The organism is Halomonas sp. CKK8 (genome assembly GCF_029625235.1).
Lineage (GTDB): Bacteria > Pseudomonadota > Gammaproteobacteria > Pseudomonadales > Halomonadaceae > Halomonas > Halomonas ventosae.
In genome coordinates, this window is sequence record NZ_CP121193.1 from 948,456 (window position 1) to 970,314 (window position 21,859).

The 21,859-nt window shown below is 63.3% G+C and carries 16 protein-coding genes and 3 pseudogenes; 10 read left to right on the forward strand and 9 right to left on the reverse strand.

Annotated elements, in window-relative coordinates; translation table 11 throughout:
• The 5 genes from phnL (at position 1) to phnP (ending at position 3,926) form a co-directional block, all read left to right on the forward strand.
• Positions 1-747, forward strand: a complete 747-nt coding sequence (gene phnL, locus P8934_RS04505) for a phosphonate C-P lyase system protein PhnL (protein ID WP_278033133.1) — start codon at positions 1-3, stop codon at positions 745-747.
• A 71-nt stretch (positions 748-818) separates the two neighbouring features.
• Positions 819-1,460: a DapH/DapD/GlmU-related protein gene (locus P8934_RS04510; RefSeq protein WP_278033995.1), complete on the forward strand. Its 642-nt coding sequence runs from the start codon at positions 819-821 to the stop codon at positions 1,458-1,460.
• Positions 1,460-2,608 carry an alpha-D-ribose 1-methylphosphonate 5-triphosphate diphosphatase gene (locus P8934_RS04515; protein ID WP_278033134.1) on the forward strand — a complete coding sequence of 383 codons (1,149 nt, stop codon included), beginning with the start codon at positions 1,460-1,462 and terminating at the stop codon, positions 2,606-2,608. The genes P8934_RS04510 and P8934_RS04515 overlap by 1 nt, the downstream gene beginning before the upstream one ends.
• Positions 2,608-3,150, forward strand: a complete 543-nt coding sequence (gene phnN, locus P8934_RS04520) for a ribose 1,5-bisphosphokinase (protein ID WP_278033135.1) — start codon at positions 2,608-2,610, stop codon at positions 3,148-3,150. Before P8934_RS04515 ends, phnN begins: the two co-directional genes overlap by 1 nt.
• Positions 3,147-3,926 (forward strand): phosphonate metabolism protein PhnP, encoded by a 780-nt coding sequence (gene phnP, locus P8934_RS04525; protein ID WP_278033136.1) that lies wholly within the window; start codon positions 3,147-3,149, stop codon positions 3,924-3,926. The genes phnN and phnP overlap by 4 nt, the downstream gene beginning before the upstream one ends.
• A gap of 284 nt (positions 3,927-4,210) precedes the next feature.
• Here the strand turns inward: phnP and P8934_RS04530 are convergent, their stop codons facing one another.
• Positions 4,211-5,317, reverse strand: a complete 1,107-nt coding sequence (locus tag P8934_RS04530; RefSeq protein ID WP_278033137.1) for a histone deacetylase — start codon at positions 5,315-5,317, stop codon at positions 4,211-4,213.
• A 233-nt stretch (positions 5,318-5,550) separates the two neighbouring features.
• On the opposite strand from P8934_RS04530, the gene P8934_RS04535 reads away from it, so the two are divergent.
• Positions 5,551-6,081: a hypothetical protein gene (locus P8934_RS04535; RefSeq protein WP_278033138.1), complete on the forward strand. Its 531-nt coding sequence runs from the start codon at positions 5,551-5,553 to the stop codon at positions 6,079-6,081.
• Between the two features lie 218 nt (positions 6,082-6,299).
• Here the strand turns inward: P8934_RS04535 and P8934_RS04540 are convergent, their stop codons facing one another.
• Positions 6,300-7,430, reverse strand: a complete 1,131-nt coding sequence (locus tag P8934_RS04540; RefSeq protein ID WP_278031735.1) for a diguanylate cyclase — start codon at positions 7,428-7,430, stop codon at positions 6,300-6,302.
• Between the two features lie 543 nt (positions 7,431-7,973).
• Between P8934_RS04540 and P8934_RS04545 the strand changes: the two genes are divergently transcribed.
• Positions 7,974-8,693 carry a Crp/Fnr family transcriptional regulator gene (locus P8934_RS04545; protein WP_278031734.1) on the forward strand — a complete coding sequence of 240 codons (720 nt, stop codon included), beginning with the start codon at positions 7,974-7,976 and terminating at the stop codon, positions 8,691-8,693.
• Between the two features lie 211 nt (positions 8,694-8,904).
• On the forward strand, positions 8,905-9,627 hold the full coding sequence (locus P8934_RS04550; RefSeq protein WP_278033139.1) for a Crp/Fnr family transcriptional regulator: 723 nt from the start codon (positions 8,905-8,907) through the stop codon (positions 9,625-9,627).
• Between the two features lie 157 nt (positions 9,628-9,784).
• On the opposite strand, the pseudogene P8934_RS04555 reads toward P8934_RS04550, so the two are convergent.
• The 6 genes and pseudogenes from P8934_RS04555 to P8934_RS04580 all read right to left on the reverse strand — a co-directional run.
• Positions 9,785-9,904: pseudogene (locus tag P8934_RS04555) on the reverse strand (IS30 family transposase); the annotation flags it as partial.
• A 299-nt stretch (positions 9,905-10,203) separates the two neighbouring features.
• Entirely contained in the window at positions 10,204-11,577 is a 1,374-nt protein-coding gene (trkA, locus tag P8934_RS04560) for a Trk system potassium transporter TrkA (RefSeq protein WP_133637018.1), read from the reverse strand.
• Positions 11,574-12,320, reverse strand: coding sequence for a response regulator transcription factor (locus tag P8934_RS04565; RefSeq protein ID WP_278033140.1), 747 nt, complete (start codon positions 12,318-12,320; stop codon positions 11,574-11,576). The genes trkA and P8934_RS04565 overlap by 4 nt, the downstream gene beginning before the upstream one ends.
• Positions 12,310-14,313 (reverse strand): DUF4118 domain-containing protein, encoded by a 2,004-nt coding sequence (locus tag P8934_RS04570; RefSeq protein ID WP_278033141.1) that lies wholly within the window; start codon positions 14,311-14,313, stop codon positions 12,310-12,312. Before P8934_RS04570 ends, P8934_RS04565 begins: the two co-directional genes overlap by 11 nt.
• Positions 14,314-14,319: 6 nt before the next feature.
• Positions 14,320-15,795, reverse strand: a complete 1,476-nt coding sequence (gene trkI / locus P8934_RS04575) for a Trk system potassium transporter TrkI (protein ID WP_278033142.1) — start codon at positions 15,793-15,795, stop codon at positions 14,320-14,322.
• A gap of 141 nt (positions 15,796-15,936) precedes the next feature.
• Positions 15,937-17,178 (reverse strand): potassium transporter TrkG, encoded by a 1,242-nt coding sequence (locus P8934_RS04580; RefSeq protein WP_278033143.1) that lies wholly within the window; start codon positions 17,176-17,178, stop codon positions 15,937-15,939.
• Positions 17,179-17,353: 175 nt separating this feature from the next.
• Between P8934_RS04580 and P8934_RS04585 the strand changes: the two are divergent.
• Positions 17,354-18,512, forward strand: a pseudogene (locus P8934_RS04585) (IS3 family transposase).
• 524 nt (positions 18,513-19,036) lie between these two features.
• Positions 19,037-20,095, forward strand: coding sequence for a calcium/sodium antiporter (locus P8934_RS04590; RefSeq protein WP_278033144.1), 1,059 nt, complete (start codon positions 19,037-19,039; stop codon positions 20,093-20,095).
• A 778-nt stretch (positions 20,096-20,873) separates the two neighbouring features.
• On the opposite strand, the pseudogene P8934_RS04595 reads toward P8934_RS04590, so the two are convergent.
• Positions 20,874-21,832 (reverse strand): annotated as a pseudogene (locus P8934_RS04595) (IS3 family transposase); the annotation flags it as partial.
• Positions 21,833-21,859 lie beyond the last annotated feature (27 nt).

A 21,859-nucleotide genomic window follows, 5' to 3' on the forward strand; every position in this document is an offset into this window, starting at 1 on the left:
ATGACATCCTTGACGCACCCCTTTCTCAGCGTCGACGCCCTGCACAAGGCCTTCGTGCTGCACGGCCAGGGCGGCATGACCCTTGAGGTGATGCGTGACCTGACGCTGACCCTGTCGCCCGGCGAGTGCCTGGTTCTATCCGGACCCAGTGGCATCGGCAAGAGCACGCTGCTCAAGATGCTCCACGGCAGCTACCGCGTCACCGGCGGCACGCTGCGCCTGCACTTCGAAGACGGTGACCTGTCGCTCGACACGCTGCCCGCCCACGCCTGGCATGCCCTGCGTCGCGACGTGATCGGCTACGTCAGCCAGTTCCTGCGCGTGGTGCCGCGGGTGCCGGCGGTGGAAGTAGTGATGGAACCGCTGCTGGCCCGTGGCGTGGACGAGGCCGAGGCTCGCCAGAGGGCTGAGGCGATGCTGGCACGGCTCAACCTGCCCGAGCGCCTTTGGAGCCTCCCCCCGGGCACCTTCTCCGGCGGCGAGCAGCAGCGGGTCAATATCGCCCGCGGCTTCATCGCCGAGCATCCTCTACTGCTGCTGGATGAGCCCACCGCCTCGCTGGATGCCGCCAACCGCGAGGTGGTGGTGGAACTGATCCAGGAGGCCAAGACGCGCGGCGCGGCACTGCTGGGCATCTTCCACGACGAGGACGTGCGCGATCGCGTTGCCGATCGCCTGTTGCCCCTGACGCCGCACATGGGCGCCGCAATGGCTTCCACACCACCTGCTGCTGAGGAGGTGCGCTGATGCACGCCAACCAACAGCAGGTAGGTCGGCAACCAGGCGCGAGCCAACCCGCGTCGGATCATCAGCCGACTATGACAACGCTCGCTCCCGAGCCCCGCGTGCATCCCACGGCCTCCCTGAATGCGACCCGCCTGGGGAGCTGGTCGGAGGTGGGTGAGCGCTGTGTGCTCAATCACGTTGAGCTCGGGGACTACAGCTATATCGAGCGTGATGGCGACCTGATGTTTACGCAGGTGGGCCGTTTTACCTCCATCGCGTCCAGCGTGAGGCTCAATCCCAGCAACCATCCGTGGTGGCGACCCACGCTGCACCACTTTACCTATCGGCCCGGCAAATTCGGTTTCACATCAGATAGTCAGGCGCTGGATCAGGATGTGTTCGCGTGGCGCGAAAATGACCGTGTCGTTGTGGGTCACGATGTCTGGATTGGCCACGGAGTGACAGTCTTGCCGGGCGTGCACATCGGCAATGGTGCCATCGTCGGCGCCGGGAGCGTGGTCACGCGACATGTGCCGCCTTACATGATCGTGGTGGGCAACCCCGCCCGCGTCTTGCGGCCGCGCTTCGAGAATTCCGACATTCCGGAGCGCCTGGAAGCGGTGGGCTGGTGGCACTGGCCACATGAGTTGCTTCAAGAACATCTCAAGGATTTTCAAGGTGATGCCCTGGCTTTCCTTGATGCGGTAGAAGCCATTTCAGAGGAGCGAGGCTGATGTCTCTTGACGAACAGGTGCTGACCAACGCCCGGCTGATCCTCGACGACGAGGTACGCCGAGGCTCCCTGGTGATTCGCGACGGACGCATCGCGGCCGTGGATGGTGGCGTAACCTCCGTGCCGTCCGCCGTGGACTGCGACGGCGACTACCTGATGCCGGGCATGGTCGAGCTGCACACCGACAATATGGAGAAGTACTTCCAGCCCCGCCCCAAGGTGGCCTGGCCAGGCCGTCCCGCGGCGCTGGCTCACGACGCCCAGATGGCCGCCAGCGGCATCACCACGGTGTTCGACGCGCTCTCCATCGGCGATATCGATGAGCAGAGCATGCGTGAAGGCGCGCTCAAGCAGATGGTTGCCTCGCTGCAGGCGATCATGGACGACGGCATGGCCCGCATCGACCATCGCCTCCACCTGCGCTGCGAGGTCTGTCAGCCGGCGACCCTGGAGCGCTTCGAGTCCCTGGCCGGTTCGCCGCTGCTCGGCCTGGTGTCGCTGATGGATCATGCCCCGGGGCAGCGTCAGTTCGTGAGCCTCGACGCCTACCGGACCTACTACCAGGGCAAGCACCGCATGAGCGATGAGGCGCTGGAGGCCTTTATCGAGAAGCAACTGGCCAACAGCGCGCGCTACAGCAGTCCTAACCGTCAGGCCATCGCCGCGGCGTGCCACCGGCGTGGCCTGGCCCTGGCCAGCCACGATGACGCCACCATCGAGCATGTGGCCGAGAGCCTGGAGTACGGCACTCGCGTGGCGGAGTTCCCCACCACGCGCGAGGCGGCCGAGGCCTCCCACCGTCACGGGCTGGCGGTGATGATGGGCGCGCCCAACGTGGTCCGCGGCGGCTCCCACTCGGGCAATATCGCCGCGGCGGAGCTGGTATCGCTGGGCGTGCTCGATGTGCTCTCATCGGACTACTACCCGGCGGCGCTTCTCGATGCCGTGTTCCGCATCGCCGACATGGAAGCAGGCTATTCGCTGCCCCAGGCCGTGGCCACGGCCACCCATACTCCGGCGCAGGCCGTCGGCCTGGAGGACCGCGGACGCCTGGTTACAGGCTTGCGGGCCGACCTGCTGCGCGTGCGGGTGGTGGACGACCATCCGCTGGTCCAGCGGGTGTGGTGCGCCGGACGGCAGGTGCACTGATGGGGTGCCTGATCTATCTGGTCGGGGCCAGCGGGGTGGGCAAGGACACGCTGCTGGCTGCCGCGCGCCAGCACTATCCGGAGTGGCTCGTCGCCCACCGCTATGTGACCCGAGACAGTGGTGCCTCGGAGAACAGCGTCGCCCTGTCAACCGAGGAGTTCATGGCCCGCCGACGCGCGGGCCTGTTCGCCCTGAGCTGGGAGGCGCATGGTCTCCACTATGGCCTGGGGATCGAGCTCGACGCCTGGCTGGCTCGTGATCGCGTGGTGTTGGTCAACGGCAGCCGTCGAGCGCTGCCCTCGGCCAGAGCGCGTTTCGGCGCTGCGTTGACGCCGGTGGTCATGACCGCCTCGGACGAGGTGCTCCGCGCCCGGCTCAGGCGTCGCGGGCGCGAAGATGAGGCAGAGATCGAGGCCCGCCTGGCGCGTCATCGTGAGCTGCGTGATGCGCTGCCCGAGGTGCCGCGCCTGGATAACGGCGGTCCACTGGATCTTACCCTGGCGGCCCTGGAACGGCTGGTCGACGGGGAGGTCATGGCGTGAAGTTTCGCTTCACGGGCACCGGCGATAGTGCCCAGGTGCCGTGTTTCGGCTGTGACTGCCTTGTCTGTGCCCGGGCGCGGGTGATCGCCAGCGCCCGGCGTGGGCCCTGCAGCGCCGAGGTCGAGGTCGACGGACATCGCTATCTGCTCGATGCCGGGCAGATGGACTTGGTCGAACGCTGTGAGCGACATCGCCCCAGTGCCATCCTGCTGACGCACTACCATCCCGACCATGTGCAGGGGCTCCTGCACCTGCGCTGGGGGTGCGGCGAGTCGATCCCGGTCTACGGCCCCAAGGATCCGCAAGGGTGTGCCGACCTCTTTCGCCACCCCGGCGTGCTCGACTTCCAGGTACCCCTAAAGCCGTTCCGACCCCTGTCACTTCCGTCGCTGACGGTGACGCCGGTGCCGCTCAACCACAGCAAGCCGACGCTGGGGTATTGCCTGGACGATGGGGGAGGGCGGCTGGCCTACCTGACCGATACCTGCGGCCTGCCGGGGGCAACCGAGCGTTTCCTGCGCGAGTGGCAGCCGGACGTGGTGGTGCTGGACTGTGGCTACCCGAGTCGTGTGAGTGAGCCTCGCAATCACAATACACCGACGCTTGCCGTGCAGATCATCGAGCGGCTGTCGGTGCCGATGGCCTACCTGACCCATATCGGTCACGAGCTTGACAGGGAGCTATGTGAGGGAGCATGCGCCTTGCCGGCCAATGTGCGGGTAGCGTATGACGGTGAGGAGGTGGGCCTGTGTTGTCCGACGTTTCACACAGCATGACGACACAAAAGCAATCAAAAAACGCCGTAAAATTCCATCGGCAGGAGAGGTTTCGCTGTTATCGAATTCGCGGGATAACGATAAACCCAGGTTGGGTTTTAAAAATACTCGCTGGTGGTGATAATTAGAATTAGCAGATTCGACTTTTCGGACAAAGCCTGGCGCTTGGCAAACCGAAGGCACTCGTCTTTACGATGGACTACCCGAACCATCAACTGTTCTTCGATGCGCTTGCGCAAATAAGAAGATTTCGCTCATTGGTGCCCGTCCCTGATGGCCCTTGGTCAATCCGGGGGGGGCCCGGCGAAGGCACCGCGGTGAAAGTCCGCCGCGGCCCCGACTTCGGCGATGCCACGCTGGCCGGGTTCCGCCGGCACATCGCCGGCCAGCACCTGCAGCACCGTCCTGACACCGCGTGACAGCGAGATCAGGTTGTAGCCACCCTCCAGCACGAAGACCAGGCGTCCCTTGCAATGCTGGCGTGCCAAGGCCTTGAGGATGTCGGTCATGGCGGCGAAGCCGTCATAGGAGACCTCCAGGGCCAGGTCATGGGTGTGCGGATCGAAACCGGTCGAGACCAGGATCAGCTCGGGTTGGAACCACTCGACCGCCGGTACCAGGATCTCGCGAAAGGCCTTGAGGTAGGCGGCGTCGCCGGCGTCGGCGGGGAGGGGAACATTGACGTTGGTGCCGTCCCCGCGGCCCATGCCGACCTCCTCGAGACTCCCCGTACCAGGATAGAAGGGGGCGGCGCGATGCAGGTCGAAGAACAGCACATCAGGGTCGGCCCAGAAGATATCCTGAGTGCCATTGCCGTGGTGGGCATCCCAGTCAACGATCATCACACGCGTACAGCCCAGTGCCATGCGGGCATGAGCGGCGGCCACCGCCACATTGTTGAACAGGCAGAAGCCGCGGGCGCGCACCGGCTCGGCGTGGTGACCGGGTGGTCTCACCAGTGCGAAACTGCTCTCGGCTCTTCCCTCGACGACGGCCTCGACGGCGGCGATCGCCGTGCCGGCGGCCACCTCGGCCGCGTCGACGCTGCCGGGTGACACGGCCGTGGTGTCCACATCCAGCCAGGCACTCTGGCCGCGAAGCGCGAAGATATGGTCCAGGTAGGAGCTGGTGTGCACGCGCCCCAGCTGCTCCCGCGTCGCCGCCATGCCCGATTCGAAGGTCACGCCGGGAACCGGCTCGAGTTCCAGAAGGTGCCGGATAGCGGTGAGCCTGGCGGGGTGTTCCGGATATTTCCAGGGAGCGCCCAGTCCCACCAACAGTGAACGGATACGATCGTCCATGCGACCCGGCAGGAAAGGCACCTCGATATCCGGCTCATGGGCCAGCATTCGCTCGTCGTAGAAGACAATCACGCTGTTCTCGTCGGCCACAGTGCAAACTCCATGGGAGTAAAGCGAAAAAGTGATTCAGGCCAAGTGCCTGGCTACAGCATAGATGGGCAGGTCCATGCGGAACGGGTGTCGACGAACTCACTCGGTGCCCAAGCACGCCGGCAGGCTCTTGCGCAGCGAACGGGGGTGATGCCCCGGTCGTCGATTGGCTCACACCAAGAGGCCACCGATCAGGGATCGGCGACCTGGGTATCTCGCGTAAACTGGCCCGCGTGCTCAAAGATTTCTTGGCCTTGGTCGCGTCGATCTGGGCATTGACCAGCTTCTCGGTGAAGTCGACGGGCATCGCGCGCAGCGGCGGCATCTCGCTGGCCAAGAGCCGCGGCCAGGTTGTACCCCTTATGTTATGCGCCTCCACGAAGACCCGGAGCGGCCCTTGGCCGGCCGTGCATTTGCCCCAACATGGACTGGGCGTCAGCGTCGCCGGTGGTGGCAAGGCGGACGACTATCGGCAAGGCCTGGCGGTACTCCTGCCGCTCATGGTTCCCCAGAGTGTCGGTGTAGGTGTCATTGGCACTGGTCAGCGCGATGTGACCGAACAGGAAGCGCAGGAACACGAATTCCTCGAGGATGGTTACGAGCGCGTTTCCAGCGGGATGGTATGTCTCCGGCCGGCAGCCCCTCGGCTTCCGATGCCTTGCCGATCCACTCGCTCGTCGCTTGCCTCAACGAAGCCCGAGAACGGAAAGGACCACCAGAACGATCACGACGGCACCGACGATATAGACGATGTTGTTCATTAAGAAGTATTCCTGTTTGGCGCATGATCCTGTGCCAGGATGCTGCGGGATGGCTCGTGTCATGATGGCGTCGCCGTCCGTGCGACGCGTGGTGCAACTCCCTGTACAAGCAGTTCCCTTGCCTCACCCACCTTGATGATAGGCGACTGGCCCCCCGCCATCTGTTCGTTGGCGTACAGTGCGCTTCGCATCCGAAGCTTGGCAAAACGCCCTGTCCTCCACTAGAAGTCGAGAACGAGTTGCGAGGGCTGGAGGGGGTGGTGCAGGCCTGGTTCAGTCCGCCTGCGTTGCAGGAAGCGGGTATTCATCTCGGCCGTGAAGCAGTGATGCCCATTTCGACCATTTCGCTTGGCGTGGTACATGGCCGTGTCGGCGTTGTGCATGAGGGCATCGGCATCGTCGGCATCATCCGGGTAGAGGCTGATGCCGATGCTGAGCGTGACAAGGAGTTGATTGCCATGGATGCAGTAGGGCCTGCCGAGGACGGCGAGCAGCTTTTCCGCGACTCGGGTGGCATCCTCGGGTCGCCTGATCTCGGCGAGCAGGATCACGAATTCGTCGCCACCCTGGCGGCAGACGGTGTCGATGTCGCGCATGCACTCCTGAACACGACTCGCCACCGCCTGGAGCAGGCTGTCCCCCACGGCATGGCCGAACGAATCATTGATGGGCTTGAAGGCGTCAAGGTCGAGATAGAGCAGGGCGACCAGGTGGCGGTGACGTCGGGCCAGGCCTAGGGCGCGGGAGAGCCGTTCGGTCAGCAGGGCACGGTTGGGCAGGCCGGTGAGTGCATCATGCTGCGCGAGGTGGGCCATCCGCTCCAGCATGACCTGCGACTGGGAGGCGTCGTGGAACACGATCACGGCGCCGGTGACGCGACCCTCCCGGTCATGGATGGGCGCCGCGGAATCCTCGATCGCAAGCTTGCTGCCATCCTGGCGGACCAGCACGCCATCCAGGGCGAGGCCCACCGCTCTGTTCTCCTCGATGGCGCGCCGCCCGGGGGTGATGGCCGTGCGGTGTGTCTTGCCATCGACGAGAGGAAACACACGCGAGAGTGGCGCTCCGATGGCCTCCCGTTGTGACCAGCCTGTCAGGGTCTCCGCCACCCGGTTCATGTAGGTGACCGTCCCGCGGAGGTCGATGGTCAGGACGGCATCGCCGATGGCGCCGAGGGCCGCCCGGGCCCATCGCTTCTCGGCCTCCAGGGCCGCTGCGAGGCACCGTCTCGAGGTTCTGGTCGCTGTTCGCTCGGGGAGGACCTCCGTGCGCGGAGGGTGACCTTGCCGCAGCGGCTGCTCGGCAGGGAAGGCGGCGGAACCGAGTGGTGTCCAGGCGGTGCCCTCAAGCATCGAATCGTCCCTCATGGACTCGGCCTGGGAACGCGCCTGGCCCATGGCGCAGATGCCCATGCGGTGGGCAAGGATGGCGTGGTCCGCTGGTGCGCTCGATGGCGTGAGACAAGGGACCTGGTCATCAGAAGGGCGTGCATTACCATGAGCCGGTTTCCTGTTCTGCCGATGTCCGATTTCCGCCGGGGTGGCGTTGCCTGGCCCGAGCCCTGGAGCGCCTGGCCGATATCCAGCGAGCGTAGTGGCGTGACGGCGTCGCTTCCGTGCGTTAGCGTACATGGCATGGACTTCACTTCCTGAGCGTGTTTCGGCGGCTGGGGGGAGTGCAGTGAGTCTTGTTTGATTCGTCTTTTTTCTAAATATTTCAATTTGTTAGCGGATGGCTGGTACCCTTGGGCCGCCGGTCGCCTGTCTCTTGATGTGACCCGGGGTGAGGCCGGCAAGGCGTTCCAGCGGCTGCCTCGGTTCGTCAACCACCATCGGACAAGCCCGCTCTTCTCCCCCTGTTGCCAGGGCGGCTTGCCCGATACGGGAGTGTTCGTCATGGCCCAGCAACATGACCCTCGTCAGAATCACCTGCTGGCGGCCCTGCCGAGGGATGAATACCAGCGCCTGGCACCCCACCTCGAGCGAGTCGAGTTGATCCTGGGGGAGTCGCTGGTCGAGTCGGGAAAGGTGATGCGCCATGTCTACTTCCCGGTGGACTGCATCGTATCGCTCCTCTGCGTGATGGAAGATGGGGATTCGACGGAAATTGCCGTCGTCGGTGCCGAGGGTATCGTCGGCATCTCGCTGTTCATGGGCGGCGAAACTACGCCGAGCCGTGCCATCGTGCAGAGCGCCGGCAGCGCCTATCGCCTCAAGGGGCAACTCATCAAGGATGAATTCGATCGCGCGTCGACGCTCCAGTACCTTTTGCTGCGTTACACCCAGGCCCTGATCACCCAGATGGCGCAGACGGCGGTATGCAACCGGCACCACAGCCTGGATCAGCAGCTGTGTCGGTGGCTCTTGCTGAGCCTGGATCGCTTGCCGACCAACGAGCTGGTCATGACCCAGGAGCTGATCGCCAACATGCTGGGTGTCCGCCGAGAGGGCGTCACCGAGTCGGCCGGCAAGCTGCAGAGGGCCGGGCTGATTTCCTACCATCGCGGGCACATCAGCATCCTGGACAGGCCTGGCCTGGAGGTGCGGGTCTGTGAGTGCTATGCGGTCGTCAAGAAGGAGTACGATCGCCTGCTGAGCTACCATCGTCCCGGGTGATGGGGCCCTTTTCCTCGCGGCGCGAGATCGTGTTCGAGCAGCACGTGCCCTTCGTGTGTCTCCTGGCGCACCGACGGCATGATGATGAACATGCCACTGTTCGTTCGGTGGCTTTTCGGTGACTGCCTGATCACCCCGGCTGCCGCCGGCCTCGGAGCCTGGTGGTTGCCTGCCATGTGCCGATTGCCGGGTCTTCACCAGGAGCGAGCACATGCAGTCCTCTATCCCCGGTCCGATGACCAACCACCTGATCGACAGCCTGCCGCCTCAGGACCGGGCGTCTTTCCTTGCCGACTGCGAGACCATCGACCTGGCGTTTGGTGAGGTATTGACCGAGCCAGGTGGGCAGATCCTGCATGTCCATTTTCCGCTCGACGGCTTCATCTCCCTGATTGCCAGCCTGAGTGACAGTGAGCGGCTGGAAGTGGCGATGGTCGGCAGTGAAGGGATGTACGGCATGCCCTTGATCCTGGGGCTGGATGAGTCGCCCTTGCGCGCTCTGGTGCAGGGGGCAGGGCAGGCCCTGCGCATGCCGGCGGTTGCCTTTTGCCGTCACCTGGAGCAGCGCCCCGCACTCGAGGCGCTGCTGAATCGCTATCTCTACGTGCTGATGCAGCAGCTCACTCGGGTGGCGGCATGTACCCACTTTCATCAGGTCGAGGCCCGCCTGGCGCGCTGGCTGTTGATGACCCAGGATCGTGCCCACTCCGATCGTCTGCATCTCACCCACGAGTTTCTGGCCATGATGCTGGGGGTGCGTCGTTCCGGCATCACCCTGGCCGCCATGGCGCTTCAGGGGCGCCGGCTGATCAGCTATCAGCGGGGGGATATCACGGTGCTGGACCGGGCCGGCCTGATCGAGGCCTCCTGTGGCTGCTATGCCGCCGATCGAAGCCTCTACCGCCGGATCCTCATCAAGGAAGGTTCACCATGACGTCGGCTGGTGCGCTCTGGGGGGCGAGAGCGCACCAGCCGGGACGTCATGAGGGGGAGTCGGAGACGATCGCGCTGATATCCTGGCTCATCGATCCTCCTAGCCATCTGTGGTGCGGTCGGGTAGTGAGCCTGGAAGGCTCGTCGAGTTCCTCCGTGGCCGTGGTGCCATCCACTTTCACCACGATCACCAAGCGCGTGGTGCGTTCCACCAGGGTACCGACGGCAGAGCGATTGTTGGCGCCCATGATGAGATCGCCCTCCCAGTGACCATCGATCAGGTGATGGCCGAGGCCCAAGCGCTGCAGCCTACTCCTCGCGGAGCCGAGATTATCGTCTACCTGTAGGGTTCCGGGTGATTGATAATCTTGGACCCGACAGCTAGTGACATACCCAGCGACGAAGAGGCCAAAAAAGACATCGCACTAATAAAGTGCACGATGCTCCTGGTTGGGGCATCGTGGTATCCGTGATGCGGATTGATTGAAGATACCCCAGTTCTGCAAAGAACATACATCCCTCGCTCGCGACCACGATGTGGTCGCTGACCCGTGACCCTACAGTTAGCAACCCTTCCTTAAAAAAAGGTCAGCCCGACCTGGAAGAGCCGCTCCACGTCGCGCAGCCGGCGCTTGTCGATCACGAACAGGATGACGTGGTCGCCGGATTCCACCACCACGTCGTCATGGGCGATCAACACCTCCTTGCCACGCACCACGGCGCCGATGGTGGTGCCCTGGGGCAGGTCGATCTCGCCGATGGCGCGTCCCACCACCCGGGATGACTGGGTGTCGCCGTGGGCGATGGCCTCGATGGCCTCGGCCGCGCCGCGGCGCAGCGAGTGGACGTTGACGATGTCGCCGCGCCGCACGTGGGTCAGCAGGCTGCCGATGGTGGCCTGCTGGGGCGAGATGGCGATGTCGATCTCGCCGCCCTGCACCAGGTCCACATAGGCGGCGTTGTTGATCAGCGTCAGCACCTTCTTGGCGCCCATGCGCTTGGCCAGCATCGACGACATGATGTTGACCTCGTCGTCGTTGGTCAGCGCGCAGAAGATGTCGCAGTCCTCGATGTTCTCCTCCTCCAGCAACCGCTTGGCGGTGGCGCTGCCGTGCAGCACCACGGTGCGGTCGAGCCGTTCGGAGAGCTGGGTGCAGCGCTCGAGGTTGTGCTCGATGATCTTGACCTGGTGGCTGTGCTCCAGGTGTTCGGCGAGGCGCTCGCCGATGTTGCCGCCGCCGGCGATCATCACCCGGCGGAAGTCGCGGTCGAGGCGGCGCAGCTCGCTCATCACCGCGCGGATGTCGCGGCGGGCGGCGATGAAGAAGACCTCGTCATCGGCCTCGATCACGGTGTCGCCGCGGGGGATGATCGGCCGGTTCTGGCGGTAGATGGCCGCCACCCGGGTGTCCACGCTGGGCATGTGGCGGCGCAGGAAGCCCAGCTCCTGGCCCACCAGCGGCCCGCCGTAGATGGCCTTCACCGCCACCAGCTGCACCAGGCCGCCGGCGAATTCCAGCACCTGCAGGGCGCCGGGATGCTCGATCAGCCGGCGGATATGATCGGTGACCACCTGCTCGGGGCTGATCAGCACGTCGATGGGCACCGCCTCGTGGGCGAACAGCCCCTTGCGGGTCAGGTAGGCGGTGGCGCGTACCCGGGCGATCTTGGTCGGCGTGCGGAACAGGGTGTGGGCCACCTGGCAGGCGATCATGTTGACCTCGTCGGAGTTGGTCACCGCGATCAACATGTCGGCATCCTCGCAGCCCGCCTGGCGAAGCACCATGGGGTAGGAGCCGGCCCCGGACACCGTGCGGATGTCCAGGCGGGTGTGCAGCTCGCGCAGGCGCTCACCGTCGGTGTCCACCACCGTGATGTCGTTCTCCTCCCGGGCCAGGTGCTCGGCCAGGGTGCCGCCGACCTGGCCGGCGCCGAGGATGATGATCTTCACGGCAGGTTCTCCTTCTTGTCGTCGGCAGGATCGTCGGCGCGTTCGGGCTCGATCATCAGGCGGTAGCCGATACCGGCCTCGGTCTGCAGCAGTGACTGGTCAGCGGGATCATCACCGAGCTTCTGGCGCAGCTTGCTGATCACGATGCGCAAGTAGTGGGTATCCTCGGCGTGGCTCGGCCCCCACACTTCGCGCAACAGCTGTGTCTGGGTGACGACCCGGCCGCTGTGGCGGCATAGGCGTTCGAGCACGGCGTACTCCTTGGGTGTCAGGTGAACGGGGGCCCCGTTCCGCCAGACACGCCGTTCGACGGGGTCGATCACCAGTCCGTTGCCGCGGTAGCGCTGGCCTGCCGGGATCTCCTGGGAGACCTCGCGAAGGCGCAACAGGGCACGGATGCGTGCCAACAGTTCCTGGATGCCAAAGGGCTTGGTCACGTAATCGTTGGCGCCATGGTCCAGTGCCCGGACCTTCTCCCCCTCCTGGCCACGCACCGAGACCACGATGATGGGCATCTGGCTGCGCGCGCGCAGCCGGTCGAGCACCGCCTGGCCGTCCATGTCGGGCAAGCCCAGGTCCAGCAGGACGAGATCGGGTACCTCCCTCAGGGCCAGCGCCAGCCCTTCGCGACCATTCGCCGCCTCATAGACCACGAAGCCCTGGGAGACCAGGCTGATGCGCAGGAAACGACGAATCTGCGGCTCGTCGTCGATGACCAGGATGCGTTGGGGTTCATTCGGCATGGTGGCGAGGCTCCTCGATGGCATCGGGCAGCGGCAGGCGCATCACGATGCGCGTGCCGGTTCCCTCGTGGCCAGGCTCGGCGACGATGGTGCCGGCATGGGCGCCGAGCATGCCGCGACAGATGGCCAGCCCCAGGCCGCTGCCATGGCGGCCGCGATCGCCCTCACCGCCGGTATAGAACATGTCGAACACCCGTTCGCGCAGGTGGAGCTCGATGCCGGGGCCCTGGTCGGTCACCGCGAGCCATAGCTGGCCCGACTCGACCCCGGCCTCAAGGCGCAGCGTCCCGCCTGGCGGCGAGAAGCGCGCCGCATTCTCGATGACATTGACCAGCGCCTGTTCGATGAGCGCCGGATGCACGTGCAACAGCGGCAGGTCCTCCGGCCAGTCGCGCTGCACGTGAAGTCCGCGCAGTGCAGGTCCCAGGCGCCGCAGGGCGCTGGCCACCAGGTCCTCCATGGAAATCCAGTCGCGCTCCAGCTTGAGGCCACCCTGCCCGAGGCGGGTCATGTCCAGCAGGTTCTGGATATAACGGTCGAGTCGTTCACTTTCACTCAAGATGCCGTCGAGCAGTTCGCCACGGTCGGCCTCGTTGAGCTGGTCGGCCAGGTCGCGCAAGGTGCTGGCAGAGCCGATGATCGAGGCCAGGGGCGTTCTCAGGTCATGGGAAACCGATGACAACAGGGCCGAGCGCAGGCGCTCGTTCTCCTCGGAAAGCCGCGATGCCTCCAGGTCGGCGACCAGGCGGGTGCGCTCCAGCGCCAGTGTCAGCAGGCGCAGCATGGCATCGATGCGCCCGTCCTCGTCGGGAGATGGCGGGTGCTCCCGTTGTCCGAGGGTCAGGCAGATCAGCGCCACCAGCCGCCCCTGTTCCACCAGCGGAATCACCTGCCAGTCGGTGTCCAGCGGCTGCTCGGTCCCCTTGCCGCTGGGACGACGATGAAGACGGCTCCAGGCCACGGCGGTCTTGGCTTCGGGGGCAAGATGATGTCCGGCCGGTGCACTATGGAGCACTGCCACATCACCCTCTTCATCGGTGGTATCCAGCATCACCACCGGACAACCGAGCCAGCGCATCAGGGTGGCCACGCCCACCTCGCCGACGCGGTGCCGGTCCGTTGCCACCGCGAGCTCCCGGGAGAAGGTCAGCAGCTGGTAGGTCTGCTCGCGGCTCGCCCGCAGGGCGAGCAGGCGGGTTCGGGCGCTGCCCGCCAGTTGCCCGACCACCACGGCGACCAGCAGGTAGACCACCACGGTGACCAGTTGATCGTCCTCTACCATGGCCAGCGAGTAGCGCGGTTCGGTCAGGAAGAAATTGAAACTGACAAACCCCAGCACGGCGGCCAGCATGGCGGAGCGGGTGCCCGCCAGGGTGGCACTGAGCAGTACCGCGCCAAGAAACAGCAAGGAGAGGTTGCCCAGTGCCAGCCAGGACTTCAGGCCCGCCGACAGGCCCAGGGCCGCCAGGGTCGAACTCACGGCAATGCCGGCATCCCGCCACAGCCCGGGGCGTTGCCGGGGGCGAGGACGAAAGCGTGGCCGCTGGCGTGCCTCGGCGGCCACCACGAGGTCGAAGGGTCCGCCCAGACGGGCCAGACGCTCTGCCAGAGGGCGACGCCAGAACCGCCAGCCCGAGGGGCGCCCATGGCCGACCAGCAGGGTGGCAACCTTCAGCTCGTTCGCCAGTGCCAATAGTTCGCGGGCACGATCCTGTCCCGAGACCACGCGGACATCGCCGCCCAGGCGCTGGACCTGGGCAAAGTCGCGCTCCAGCATCAGCCGTCGCTGCGGATCCTCCCTGTCGCTCTCGACGTAGGCGGCACACCACTGGACGCGGTCACGCGTCGCCAGGCGATGGGCGGCACGCACCAGAGCGGCATCCTCTGCGCCACCGCTCAGTGCGACCAGCAGCCGAATGGGCGCTGGATGACGCGACGGACTGGCCGTGTGTTCTTCGAGATCCTGCATGGTCTCCTCGAGGGCCTTTTGCATGGTGATCTATCGCCGCCAGAACATCGGGGTCAGGAGGACCAGCACCGTCAGGATCTCCAGACGCCCCATCAGCATGCCGACGCACAGCAGCCACTTCGCGGCGTCAGGCAGAGGGATGAAGTTGCCCGACGGGCCGATGATGTCGCCGAGCCCTGGCCCCACATTGGCCACCGCCGTGGCGGCGCCCGAGAGCGCCGTGATGAAGTCCAGCCCCATCAGGGATAGGCCGAGTGCCAGCCCGGCGATGGTCAGGAAGAAAAAGAACGAGAACGCCACCACGCCACGCGTGATCTCGTCGGTCAGCGTCTGGCCATTGTAGCGCGAGACAAAGACGCCGCTGGAGTGGTTGAGAAAGCGCAGCTGGCTGACCAGTAGCAGCATGGCGACCTGGAAGCGGAAGATCTTCATGCCCCCGGCGGTCGAGCCACTGCAGCCTCCCACGAACGTGAGGTAGAAGAAGGCGACCGTCGCCATCGGGCCCCACAGGGTGTAGTCATCCGAGGCGTAGCCGGTGGTGGTGACCACGGAGATGACGTTGAAGACCACATGGGTGAGTGCCTCGAAGGGTGGGGTGCCCAGCCACATGCGCCACAGGGTCAGCAACAGGCAGACCGTGGCCAGCAGGATCAGCAGCCCATGCACCTGCTGATCCCGCCATAGCGCCATCCGTGCCCCGCGCAACACGCGGATGTAGAGGACAAAGGGCAGGGCGCCCATCAGCATGAACAGGGAGCCCAGCCATAGCAGGTGGGGCTGTTCGGCATAGGCACCGAAGGAGGCATCGGAATTGGCGAAGCCACCGGTCGCCAGCGAGGTCATGGCATGCACCACGGCATCCAGCGGTGCCATGCCACCCAGCCAGTAGGCGAGCATCGCCGTGAGCGTGAAGCCGCAGTAGATGCCGAGCGTTGCCTTGGCGATGCCGCCGGTTTTCGGCATGACCTTGTCGGACCAGTCGGAGGATTCGGTATGGAACAGCCGCATGCCCCCGACTTTCAGGAACGGCAGGATGGCGATGCCCATGACGATGATGCCGATGCCGCCCAGCCACTGCATGATGCCGCGCCATAGCTTGAGGCCATCGGAAAGCTGGTCGATGCGCGACAGGACGGTGGAGCCGGTGGTGGTAATGGCCGACACCGACTCGAACACGGCGTTGGTGAAGGTGAGTTGAGGCGCCCCCAGCACCAGCGGCAGGCTGGCGAAGGTACTGATACTCACCCAGCTGAGCGTGGTGACCAGAAACATCTGCCACGGCTTGAGGGAAACCGTGATACGCAGCGTGGCCAGCAAGCTGATGGCCACCGAAGCCAGCACGATGCCGGTGGACAGGGCGAAGGCGCGTGCATCGGGGTCTTCCTCGATGACCAGGACCAGCCAGGGCACCATCATGAAGACCGCCAGGACCAGCCACAGCACGGAGAGCACCTTGAGTATCGGCGCCCAGTTGAGCCACTGCTCCCGGAGCACGCTCTCGCGCATGCTAGCCTCCTCGACGTTCTGCGGTTATGCCATCTGGCATGGAGCCAGTGATGTCATGGCATCACAGGGCCATCTAAAAAATCCGTAAAATCTGGACAGGGCATCGCCAACTGCCTGCTACGGCCATGTCCCATGGGGGGCTCACCCCACGGGGAACTCGGTGGGCGCATATCGCACATGTGACTTTCGCCGAACCGTCAAGGTATAGCCCAGCGTAAGGGGCCCGAGGCGCCCGATCAGCATGACGGCCATGATCACCAGCTGGCCGGCGGTATCGAGCTCGCTGGTTGTGCCGCGCGATAAACCGACGGTTCCAAACGCCGATACCACTTCAAAAGCAATATCCATGAAGTCGTCTTCTACCAGGATGGCCAGCATCCATACCGCCATGAAAATCGTGGCCATTCCGATGGTCGTGGTGGCCAGCGCTTTCAATAGGGTCTCCCGGCTCAGTGACCTGCCGAAGAAGTTGATGACCAGGTTGCCCTTGAGGAAGGAGCGCGTTGCGGTGATCAGGATGAAGAATGTCGAGATCTTTATCCCGCTGGCGGTTGAGTTGGGGGCACCGCCAATGAACATGAGAAGCAGCATCAATACGGTGGTGCCAGCCGTCAAGGCGCCAATGTCTAGCGTGTTGAACCCGGCTGTCCTGGGCGTGACGCCCTGAAACCAGGCGGCCAGCAGCTTGTTGCCAAGCCCATCCAGTGCACCCAGCGTACTGGGGTTATTGAACTCAAGAATCAGGATGGCCACGACGGCGGCAGCGTTGAGCACCAGTGTGGTAATGAGGATGACTTTTACGTAGACCGAAAGTTGGGTCCAGTGCCTTTTCTCCAGTACTTCCATGATGACGATATAACCCAGGCCACCGGTGATGAACAGCGCCGTGACCGAGAGGCTTATGCCTGGGTGGCTGACATAAGCCGATAGGCTGTCCGAGGACAGGGCGAATCCCGCATTATTGAAGGCGGAAATGGTATAAAAGAGTGCTTGATACAGACCCTCTTGCCATCCCATTTCGGGCACCATGAACGTAGCAAGTAACAGTATGCCAATGGCCTCAGTGACAAGTGCAAAGGCAGCAATGGATCTTCCCGCTCGCCTGGCGGTCTTGAGCGAGACTTCATTGAAGGCCTCCTGCGCCACGAGTTGGTGCTTGAGTCGCAACTTGAAACCGAGCGCTAGTGCCGTGAGCACGGCAAATGTCATCAGTCCCAGGCCGCCAAGCTGAATCAAGGAGAGTATGACCAGCTGCCCGAAGATGGTGAACTGGCTGCCAGTGTCAACGACAACCAACCCCGTCACGGTGACCGCCGAGGTTGCCGTGAAGGCTGCCTCCATCCAGCTAATGGGCGTGACCGTGGCGATGGGCAGTTTCAGCAAGCATGCGCCCACCCCCAATCAGTACGATGAATGCCTGAAGCAGCAGGCGTGGCGGGTTGATGCTTCGTTTCCGGTTTCGCCACCAGCCCCCTTCCGGGCGAGTGTAGTGGCATAGTGAATCTGGCCACCTGGTTTTGAGTGTATGATCACTCACAGAGACAGTCAGGTGCAGACGATGACGAAGAAGAGAACGTTCAGCCCGGAATTTCGCTTGGAGGCGGCCCAGCTCGTGGTCGATCAGGGTTACACGCTGAAGGCGGCGTGTGAGGCCATGGGAGTTGGCAAGTCCACCATGGAGTATTGGGTACGCAGGCTTCGGGCTGAGCGGGCAGGCAAGGCACCGCTGAAAGGTGAAGCTCTGACGCCGGAACAGCGTGAGATTCAGGAACTGAAGCGCAAGCTGCGGCGGGTGGAGGAAGAAAAGGAAATATTAAAAAAGGCTACCGCTCTCTTGATGTCGGACTCCCTGAGCAATTCTCGATAATCGAGCGACTTGAAGAGAGCTATGCGGTGCAGCACTTGTGTCAGGTGTTTGGGGTGCATCGCAGTAGCTACCGGGCCTGGCGTAGCCGGGACAGAAGGCCCTGTGACTGGATCAGGTTGTCGAGGCGCATACCGTCAGTAACGGCTCTGCCGGCGCTCGCAGCATCGCCAAAATGGTCACGCAGGCTGGAACACCGCTGAGTCGTTATCGGGCCAGCAGACGGATGAAGCAGTTGGGGCTGGTGAGTTCACAGCCGCCAAGCCACGCCTACAAGAAGGCTGATCAGCCGCACCTGGATATCCCGAATTTTCTCGATCGGGAGTTCGACGTAAAGGAGCCCAATCAGGTATGGACTGGCGACATTACCTATATTTGGACAGGGGCACGCTGGGCTTATCTGGCGGTAGTCATCGACTTGTATGCCCGTAAGCCCGTGGGTTGGGCATTATCTTTGTCTCCGAATACGGAGCTGGTGAAGAAGGCACTGACCATTGCCTACGAATCGCGTGGAGAGCCACCGGACATCCTGTTTCATTCGGATCAGGGTTGCCAGTACACCAGCCTGGCATTCCGGCAGGTGCTCTGGCGATATCGGATGACGCAGAGTCTCAGTCGCCGTGGCAATTGCTGGGATAATGCCCCGACAGAGCGCTTCTTCAGGAGTCTGAAAACGGAATGGATGCCAGAGATTGGCTACCCCAATGTTGGGTCGGCGAAGCAATCTGTAACTGATTATATGATCGGTTACTACAGCAGCCTCAGGCCGCACAGGCATAACGATGGACTGCCGCCGAATGTAGCAGAAAAGAACTACTGGAATGCTCAAAATACGGTGGCCAAAATCACTTGACCACTACACTTCACCACTTCAGCGTCTTCTTATTGCCGCACCGGGTCTCGAAAACTTCACCTGAATTGGGTGCTTGTAGATATTGAGCTTGCGCTTGGCACGGCCTATGCTTCTGGTGCTGCTTGATGTCTTGTTGGCGATAGGCGTCGGGTTGAAAAGACCGATGACATCGACTGCCGAATTTCGACTTGTCGCATCAGAGCTTCAAGGTGGTTCTTTAAGTCAAGCTAAGCTTTCAGCCGGGCGTCATTCTGTAGCTTATCCAGATCCTCTTGAAGCTGCTTCGATTTCTGCCCTTTTTCCATATAGATTTTAAGTAGGGATATTGCGGCTCCTGATGTTTTTAAGTGAGAGGGACGGAAGGTTTCAATTGTTTCGCTATCCTGATGGAATCTATATATGATTAGCTGCTTTTCTTGCGGCGGTGGCATGCGTGCAACCTTGTGCTGACAAGGGGTGCCATTTAGTCAGGAACTGGTAATACTGGTCTCACGACAGAGACTTAGTATGGGGAAGGGGGAAGCATGATGCTCTTGGCATTCTTTGCCGGTTTGCTGTTACTGATTCTCGGTGCCGAGGGGCTGGTGAGGGGCGCCTCGCGGCTGGCCACCCGCGTCGGCATGTCACCGCTGATCATTGGCCTGACGGTGGTGGCCTTCGGCACCAGCTCGCCGGAGCTGGCGGTGAGCCTCAAGGCGGCCCTCGATGATCAGGCGGGCATCGCCATGGGCAACGTCGTGGGCAGCAATATCTTCAACGTGCTGTTCATCCTGGGCGTCTCGGGGCTTATCGTGCCTCTGGTGGTGGCGCAGCAGCTTATCCGCTTCGACATCCCGCTGATGGTGGGGCTGTCTCTGGCTGTGCTGCTGCTGGCGATGGATGGCGGGGTCAGTCGCCTCGACGGTGTGCTGCTGGTTGCCGGCCTGGGCGCCTACCTGGTGTTCCTGTTTCGCCAGAACGCCAAGGCGCCCTCGATGGAGGCTGCTCCGGACGGCGAATCGGCTCCTTCATCCCTCGGCATCAACCTGCTGTACGTGGGGGTCGGCCTGGCCATGCTGGTGCTGGGCTCGCGCTGGCTGGTGGGCGGCGCGGTGAGCTTTGCCCAGTCGCTGGGCATCAGCGAGCAGGTTATCGGCCTGACCATCATCGCCGCCGGTACTTCGCTGCCAGAGGTGGTCACCTCGATCATCGCCGCGCTGCGTGGCGAGCGCGATATCGCCGTGGGCAACGTGGTAGGGAGCAACGTCTTCAACCTTCTTGGCGTGCTGGGGCTCACGGGCTTGCTTGCCCCCTCGGGCATCGCCGTCTCCGACGCCTTGCTTGGGTTCGATATCCCGGTGATGATTGTTGTTGCCCTGGCTTGCCTGCCGATCTGCTTCACCGGCGGGGTGATCAACCGCTGGGAGGGTGGCGTGCTGCTGGCCTACTACTTGGCCTACACCCTCTACCTGATCCTTGCGGCCACCGACCACGACGCCCTGCCAGTCTTCAGCGCCACCCTGCTCTATTTTGCACTGCCCCTGACGGCAATGACGCTGGCCGTGTTGGCGGTGCAGGAGCGACGGAGGAGAGCGGAGGGGTAATGCGGCCAGTCTGGTGAACCTCCCTGACTCCCTGCCGACCCATCGCTGGAGTTTTCAGCCTCTCGTCAGCTGGGCTCAGCCTTACCTTGGCTTGGCCGATAAGAGAGAGTGAGCGGATGATCCCCTCTTGCAGGCAGGAGCGGGCACACTGCTCCTCGTGGTTGGGCAGAACCGACTACCGTAGTGACAATGAGGAGTCTTGATGGCCTGCTGCACGCCGCCTTCGAGCACTCCCTGGATGCACTGATGGTTGTTCAAGGAGAGGCCGGTGGCGGGTTTCGCTACCTGAAGGTCAGTGAGACCTTCTATCGAGGCCACCGGCTTTGCTCGGGATCAGGGCGAGAATGCCCGCCTTGAAGCGTTCCTGCCCGCCGAGTAGGCGGCAAGCCTGGCCGAAGAATACCGTCGCTTTCTAGCACAGGGCGGCACCGTTGAGTATGAGCGCCCCATCGAGGTCCCAGTGGTCAATGCACCTGGCATGTCCGCCTGCGTCCCATGGGACCATTCAGTTCCCAGAGACTAATCTTCTCTGCCCGCGACATCACCTGGTCCAGTAATTTCGCTCAGCAGCTCACCACGGTTGCTACCTTCATGACTGGCTTCGTATTACAACTCTGCTTGTCCCCGGAAGGGCACTGAAGTGGACCCTTTCCTCTGGACCGTCTGACAGGTCATCTAATCTCGGATCGGGTCATTATCGGCGTCAGGCGGCCTGTGTCAGTGGATGAGGGAAGTACATCTCATCAGGTGTTGCATCATCCAACCCCTGGTGGGGTCATTCCCGGTTGTATCAGGTGAAATAGCGCCTCAATTCCTGCTTCAGATGAGCCCCGTCCTTGAAGGCCGTAAGGTAGGCGCATTCATGCTTCACGCTGCGCCGAGCCTCTCCACGAAGATGTTGTCCCGGTAGCAGCCCTTGCCGTCCATGCTGATGGCCACACCATGAGTCTCGAGGACGTCGGTGAAGGCCTGGCTGGTGAATTGGTACCCCTCGAGTTGAAGATCTCCGGCGATCCGTGACGTGCCAGTGCCTCGTCCAGCGCATCGACACAAAAGTCCTTATCCAGCGTGTTGGAGGCTCGCCAGAACAGCACTCGACGACTGTGCCAGTCCATCACCGCCACCAGGTACATGAACCCGCGTGCCAGCGGAATGTGCTGATGTCGGTCGCCCACACCTGATTCGGCCGGTCGATCGTCAGGCCGCGCAGTCGGTAGGGATAGATGCGATGCCCCTTGCGCGGCAGGCTGGGACGAGGCCTCTAATAGACGGCCTGAATCCCCATCTGGCGCATCAGACGACGGACCTGCTTGCGGTTGACCCGGTGGCCCAGCCGATAGAGATGGACGGTCATCCGGCGTGACCCATAGACCGGCGTCAGCAGGTGCTGTTGATCTATCAGGCGCATCAGTACCAGATCCTCGGTCAGCCACTCGCGCTGGCGGTAGTACAGCGACGAGCGGCTGATACCAAGTAGCTGACAATGCCGTCTCAGACTCGAGGTGGCGGGGGAGGGCGGCTCGATCATGGCCAGGCGCTGTGCCCGGCGCAATGATCGAGCCTGCGTCATAAAAAATCCCTTTCCACCGTCAGCTAACTGATCTCGCGGTAGAGGGTGTCGGTCTCCTCCTGGCTGTTCTGGGCGGCCAGCTCCGAGGTGGTCTGGTCGCCCTTCAGGGCGACGAGAGCCACCTTGGCCCTGAAGTCACTGCTGTACTGCCGACGTTTCCTGCTCATGATCAGTTTCTCCTGGTCGGTCTGACC

Bases quoted from the DNA above. Each gene is read 5' to 3' on its own strand.
- P8934_RS04510 (WP_278033995.1), top strand. From the start codon at position 819: ATGACAACGCTCGCTCCCGAGCCCCGCGTGCATCCCACGGCCTCCCTG.
- P8934_RS04540 (WP_278031735.1), bottom strand. From the start codon at position 7,430: ATGCTTGAGGGCACCGCCTGGACACCACTCGGTTCCGCCGCCTTCCCT.
- trkI (WP_278033142.1), bottom strand. From the start codon at position 15,795: ATGCGCGAGAGCGTGCTCCGGGAGCAGTGGCTCAACTGGGCGCCGATA.
- phnN (WP_278033135.1), top strand. From the start codon at position 2,608: ATGGGGTGCCTGATCTATCTGGTCGGGGCCAGCGGGGTGGGCAAGGAC.
- P8934_RS04570 (WP_278033141.1), bottom strand. From the start codon at position 14,313: ATGCAAAAGGCCCTCGAGGAGACCATGCAGGATCTCGAAGAACACACG.
- P8934_RS04590 (WP_278033144.1), top strand. From the start codon at position 19,037: ATGATGCTCTTGGCATTCTTTGCCGGTTTGCTGTTACTGATTCTCGGT.
- phnL (WP_278033133.1), top strand. From the start codon at position 1: ATGACATCCTTGACGCACCCCTTTCTCAGCGTCGACGCCCTGCACAAG.
- P8934_RS04545 (WP_278031734.1), top strand. From the start codon at position 7,974: ATGGCCCAGCAACATGACCCTCGTCAGAATCACCTGCTGGCGGCCCTG.
- P8934_RS04515 (WP_278033134.1), top strand. From the start codon at position 1,460: ATGTCTCTTGACGAACAGGTGCTGACCAACGCCCGGCTGATCCTCGAC.
- P8934_RS04550 (WP_278033139.1), top strand. From the start codon at position 8,905: ATGCAGTCCTCTATCCCCGGTCCGATGACCAACCACCTGATCGACAGC.
- P8934_RS04565 (WP_278033140.1), bottom strand. From the start codon at position 12,320: ATGCCGAATGAACCCCAACGCATCCTGGTCATCGACGACGAGCCGCAG.